General features: G+C 71.3%; 6 protein-coding genes. 3 read left to right on the top strand and 3 right to left on the bottom strand.

The window, feature by feature from the left end; genetic code table 11:
- Positions 1 to 1,366 (top strand): AMP-binding protein (locus ABT300_RS40660; RefSeq protein ID WP_351687220.1); only part of this gene is annotated, 1,366 nt, incomplete at its 5' end.
- Between the two features lie 105 nt (positions 1,367 to 1,471).
- Entirely contained in the window at positions 1,472 to 1,921 is a 450-nt protein-coding gene (locus ABT300_RS40655; RefSeq protein ID WP_351687217.1) for a hypothetical protein, read from the top strand.
- A gap of 33 nt (positions 1,922 to 1,954) precedes the next feature.
- Here ABT300_RS40655 and ABT300_RS40650 read toward each other — a convergent pair whose 3' ends face one another.
- The 3 genes from ABT300_RS40650 to ABT300_RS40640 form a co-directional block, all read right to left on the bottom strand.
- The gene (locus ABT300_RS40650; RefSeq protein ID WP_351687214.1) at positions 1,955 to 2,308 is read right to left on the bottom strand and encodes an antibiotic biosynthesis monooxygenase family protein; all 354 of its coding nucleotides are present in this window, start codon (positions 2,306 to 2,308) and stop codon (positions 1,955 to 1,957) included.
- Between the two features lie 123 nt (positions 2,309 to 2,431).
- Positions 2,432 to 3,475, bottom strand: coding sequence for an SPFH domain-containing protein (locus ABT300_RS40645; RefSeq protein ID WP_351687212.1), 1,044 nt, complete (start codon positions 3,473 to 3,475; stop codon positions 2,432 to 2,434).
- A gap of 4 nt (positions 3,476 to 3,479) precedes the next feature.
- A complete protein-coding gene (locus ABT300_RS40640) occupies positions 3,480 to 3,911 on the bottom strand; it encodes an NfeD family protein (RefSeq protein WP_351687209.1) in 432 nt (143 codons plus the stop codon).
- A 309-nt stretch (positions 3,912 to 4,220) separates the two neighbouring features.
- On the opposite strand from ABT300_RS40640, the gene ABT300_RS40635 reads away from it, so the two are divergent.
- The coding region (locus ABT300_RS40635; RefSeq protein ID WP_351687207.1) for a ribonuclease J at positions 4,221 to 5,610 on the top strand (1,390 nt) is incomplete at its 3' end.

Raw genomic sequence — 5,610 nt, 5'->3', positions numbered from 1 at the left:
TGGAGGAAGCACAGTGATCACCGATCCCGCCCTGGGCGCCCGCCGTGCGCACGCCGTGCGCACGCCTCACGCCGCATCCGCCCTCACCCCGGCACGGCCCGCGAGTCCCGGTGCGCGGACCGCCGCCGTTACACGCACGCTCCCGCCGTCGGCATCGGCGTCGGCGTCGCCGAGCACCCTGGACGCCCTGTTCGCTCAGATCGCCCGGCGCCACCCGGACGCGGTCGCCGTCCAGGACGCCCGCGGCGAACTGCGTTTCGCCGCGGCGGAGTCCTGGGCCGCACGCCTGGCATCGGTCCTGGTGCACAGCGGCGTCCAGCTCGGCGATCCGGTGATCATCCACTGCGACGACCACCGGCAGGCGCTGGCGGCGCAGTTGGCCGTCCTGAAGGCCGGAGGCGTGTGCGTGCCCGCCGCGCACGGTCTCGGCCGATCTCAGCTGCGGGGCATCGCCTCGGTCAGCGGCGCCTCGACCGTCCTGTGCAGCCGCTCCACGCAGGAAGCCTGGTCGCGGCGGTACACCGCCCTCCCGCTCGACGACGAGGACACCCGTCGGCGGATCACCGCTCAGCGGCTGGAGCCGGCACTCCCCCTCTCACACTCCAGGGAGGCCGCCTACCTGCTGGTCCACGACGGCGGACGGCACGGGCTCACCGGGCACCTGGTCGACCACCACGCCTGGCGGCTCGCCGTGGCCGAGCGGATCCGGACGGCGGGCGTCGCTCCGCGCCGGGTCTTCGTGGCCGGACCGCCGGCCGGCCCCCGCGCGCTGTCCGCGATGTGGTGGGCGTTCGCGGGCGCGGGCTCACTGCGCACGCTGCCGGGCACGGGAGCCCCGGCGCACCGCGACGGGACGGTGTCCGCCGCCGTGTTCAGCCCCGAGGAGTACGACGCCCTCGTGGACGTCCTCCCCGTCCGGCCGCGGCTGGTGCAGCTGGTCGGCGGTCCCGTGCCGAGCGACCTCGTGGCACGGCACTTCACGGCGCTGCCCGGCGCCCGGCTGCGTGCCGACTTCGCGCCCGCGGACGGCGCCCTGCCCTGGATCTCCCGGGAGTTCACCGCGGCCGGCGGCACGACGTCGTGGGCGGGCACGCTCGGCGCCCCGCTGCCCCAGGTGCAGGTGAGCGTGGTGGACGGCCGAGGCCGACCGCTGGCGGACGGGCAGACCGGTGAGCTGTGCGCCGCCGGCCGCGCTCTCCCCTTCGACACCGTCCGCCGCCCCGGGCGCGCCCTGCCCGCCTGGGAGGAGGCTCCGCTGCTGCGTTCCGGAATGTCCGGTCGACGCCTGCCCGGCGGCGACCTCGAACTGGTCGATCCGCCGACGCCGGTCGGCGAGGAGGACCGGGTGAGGGTCGGCAGGCGCTGATGCCGACCGGCCGGGGGGCGCTGATGCCGACCGGTCGCTGGTCGCCGGTCGCCGAGCCCGGGAAAGGGCGTGGAGGGGCGCCGCCGCCCCTGGCAGACTGTCGCCATGCCGGAGGACGAACTCGAGACAGTGCGACGCGAGCTCACGAGGACGCGCGCGGAGCGCGACGCACTGCGACAAGAACTCGGCGACCTGAGGGCCATGCTGCGCATGAAGCTCGGCGTCGCGCGGCCGGAGCCGGGCCGGGACGAGCTCACCTCACTCGGCGTCGCCACGGACGCCGAGATCGTCGACGAGGTCCAACGCCTGTGCGAGGAGCTGGCGAGACTCACCTCGGCGGAGCAGGCGGACGACGGGCGGTGGTCGGGAATCGACGACCTGATCACGCAGAACCGCAAGATTCACGCGATCCAGGCCATCCGCACCGAGTTCGGAACGAGCCTGCAGCTGGCCGTGGACCTGCTCGACGAGCGGTACACGCGACTGCGACGCAGGCATCCCGACCGCTTCGGCGAGAGCGCCGACGCCTACTGGGACGGCTTCCGCTCCTTCTGACAGCGGCTCCTCCCGCGGGGCGCCCCGCCGCCTCTACGCCCGCGTGAACCCGTGACTGCGCTCGACCTTCGCCACGTGCAGTGTGTAGGACTCGTACCACTCGGCGCGCCCGCGCTCCTGCGCCACGAGGTGCTCCGCGTCGCGCCGCCACCGCGTGAGGGCGTCGGCGTCGCGGAAGTACCCGACGGTGATGCCCAGCCCGCCGGGCGTCTGCGCGTGGTCCATTCCCAGGTACCCCGGGACGTCCTTCACCAGCTCTTCCATGCGTGCGCCGGTCTCGGCGTATCCGCTCTGGTCCTGGGTCCGGACCGCGGTGAAGACCGCCACGTAGTAGGGGGGTTCGTAGGCCTCGACGGGCACGACAGGCGCATGCTGGTGATCACTCATGGCGCCACCGTAGGACAGGCGCCGCCCGGCGGTCGACGTCTCAGCCGAACCGGCTCCGTGCCGGATCCCCCCTCCGACCAGGCTGATCACGCGGCGCGCGGAGCACGGCGCGTGACACCGCGGTCAGTGAGAGGTCTCGCCCGGGAGGGAGTCCGGCGGCGGAGCGCCGCGTTCGGCCCTGGCCGCGTCGGCGAGGGCCGCGGCGGCTGCTTCCGCGGCCTGGGCAGCGTCGTCGGCGGCCTGGGCGGCCATGTCGTCCCCGGGTCGCTCACGGGTGGCGGGCGACGGGGGCAGCACCTCGCTGAAGGCGCGGGACACGCCCTGGAGTGCGGAGGTGATCTCGCTGGGGATCACCCAGAAGTTGTTGCCCGGACCCTGCGCGAGCTGCGGCAGCGTCTGGAGGTACTGGTAGGCGAGCAGCTTGGGGTCGGGGTCGTTGCGATGCACGGCCTGGAACACCTCGTCGATGGCCCGGGACTGGCCCTCGGCCTGGAGGATCGCGGCGGTGCGGTTGCCCTCCGCGCGCAGGACGGCGGCCTGTTTGTCACCCTCGGCGGTGAGAATCTGCGACTGGCGCTGCCCCTCGGCCCCCAGAATCGCGGCCCGCTTGTCCCGCTCGGCCCGCATCTGCTTCTGCATCGCGTCCTTGATGCTCTGCGGGGGGTCGATGGCCTTGATCTCCACCCGGTTGACCCGTAGCCCCCACTTCCCGGTGGCCTCGTCCAGCACGCCCCGAAGCTGGCTGTTGATGGTGTCCCGTGAGGTGAGCGTCTTCTCCAGGTCCATGGATCCCACGACATTGCGCAGTGTGGTGACGGTGAGCTGCTCGACCGCCTGGAGGAAGTTCGCGATCTCGTAGAAGGCCGCCCGCGGATCCGTGACCTGGAAATAGAGCACGGTGTCGATCTCGACGACCAGGTTGTCCTCGGTGATGACCGGTTGCGGCTTGAAGGAGACGACCTGTTCCCGCAGGTCGATCACGCCGTGCACACGGTCGATGTACGGGATGACGAAGTTGAGGCCGGGGTTCAGGGTCCGGAGGTAGCGGCCGAGCCGTTCGACGTTGCGGGCGCGCGCCTGGGGCACGATGCGCACCGCCCGCACGACGGTGAAGACCGCGAACACGGCGACGAGCAGGCCGGCAATCAGGAACGCCGAGGTTTCCATGGTTTCAGTCCCGGGGGTAGACGATCGCGGTTGCTCCGTTGATCTCTATGACGTCGACGGTTCTTCCGGCAGGGATCACCAGCGTTTCGTCGTAGGCGCGGGCCGTCCATTCGTCGCCGTCGATACGGACCCTGCCGCCCAGGCCCGTCACCTCCGAGACGACGAAGGCGCCCTTGCCGATCAGGGCGTCCACGCCGAACCGCGCCGCTTGCGGCCGGAGCACGTGGCGCAGCGCGATGGGGCGTACGAACAGCACCGTGGCCACGGCGACGACGGTGAACACCGCGAACTGGAAGGGCAGCGGCAGCCCTACCGCCGCGGACCCCGCCGTGACCAGGGCGGCCGCGCTCAGCATCCCGAGTGCCGCGGTCAGCGTGAAGATCTCCACCACAGCCAGAACCGCTGCGATGATCAACCAGATCAGCCATGGTTCCATGACGTGCCTCTTCTGACCGGTGCGGGCATGAAAGGGCGGGACTCCCACCATTGGACCTCGAAACGGGACAGTTCAGATACCCCTGGGCGGGCAATCCCCGGCGATCCGACGTACGCGATCCGGCCAGGACGCGCCCGGATCGTCCGCTGCACGCCTCGTACACGGGTTTCTACCCCTCGGAGAAGATCACTCCACCAGCGCCGCCGGGCGGGACGGGGGCGCGCGCACGGCGGGGCGGCGCGGGGCGACGCAAGGCGGCGCAGGGCAGGCGGTGGATCACACCACCGGACTCTTCGGTAACGTGAGGTCATGAGCCATCCGCACCCAGAACTCAAAGCCGCCCCGCCCCTGCCCGAAGGCGGGCTGAGGGTCACCGCCTTGGGCGGCTTGGGCGAAATCGGTCGCAACATGACCGTCTTCGAGCATGCCGGCAAGTTGTTGATCGTGGACTGCGGTGTGCTGTTCCCCGAGGAGAACCAGCCCGGGGTGGATGTCATCCTGCCGGACTTCACCTCGATCCGTGACCGCCTGGACGACATCGTGGGCATCGTGCTCACCCACGGTCACGAAGACCACATCGGCGGCGTCCCCTATCTGCTGCGGGAGCGGACCGACATCCCGGTCATCGGCTCGAAGCTCACCCTCGCGTTCCTGGAGGCCAAGCTCAAGGAGCACGGCATCCGCCCTCGCTCGGTGCGTGTACGCGAAGGCGACCGGCGCCGCTTCGGTCCGTTCGACTGCGAGTTCGTCGCCGTCAACCACTCCATCCCGGACAGTCTCGCCGTCGCGATCCGCACCGGCGCCGGGATGGTGCTGCACACCGGCGACTTCAAGATGGACCAGTTCCCCCTGGACGACCGGATCACGGACCTGCGCGCCTTCGCCCGCCTGGGCGAGGAGGGCGTGGACCTGTTCCTCACCGACTCCACCAACGCCGAGGTCCCCGGCTTCACCACCTCCGAACGCGAACTGAATCCCGCGATCGAGCAGGTCATGCGCACCGCGCCGCGCCGGGTCATCGTCTCCAGCTTCGCGAGCCATGTGCACCGCATCCAGCAGATCCTGGACGCGGCCCACCAGCACGGCCGCAAGGTGGCCTTCGTGGGCCGTTCCATGGTCCGCAACATGGGCATCGCCCGCGACCTCGGCTACCTGAAGGTCCCGTCGGGCCTGGTCGTGAGCACCAAGGAGCTGGAGAAGCTGCCGGACCACCGGATCACCCTGGTGTGCACGGGCTCCCAGGGCGAGCCGATGGCCGCGCTGTCGCGGATGGCCAACCGCGACCACGCCATCCGCATCGGCAAGGGCGACACCGTCCTGCTCGCCAGTTCCCTCATCCCCGGCAACGAGAACGCGATCTACCGGGTGATCAACGGCCTGACCCGGTGGGGCGCCAACGTCGTCCACAAGGGCAACGCCAAGGTGCACGTCTCCGGCCACGCCAGCGCCGGGGAGCTCGTGTACTGCTACAACATCGTCCGCCCCCGCAACGTCATGCCCGTCCACGGCGAGTTCCGCCACCTGCGGGCCAACGCCGACCTCGCCATCCGCACCGGCGTCGACCCGGACCGCGTCGTCATCGCGGAGGACGGCGTCGTCGTCGACCTCGTCGACGGCCGAGCCGCGATCACCGGCAAGGTGCCCGCCGGGAACGTCTACGTGGACGGCATGGAGGTCGGCGGCGCGACGGAGGCGTCCC

The organism is Streptomyces sp. NPDC001027, assembly GCF_040299045.1.
Taxonomy (GTDB): Bacteria; Actinomycetota; Actinomycetes; order Streptomycetales; family Streptomycetaceae; genus Streptomyces.
The sequence above is the reverse complement of the archived record's forward strand: the minus strand, read 5'-3'. Positions and strand labels throughout refer to the sequence as shown.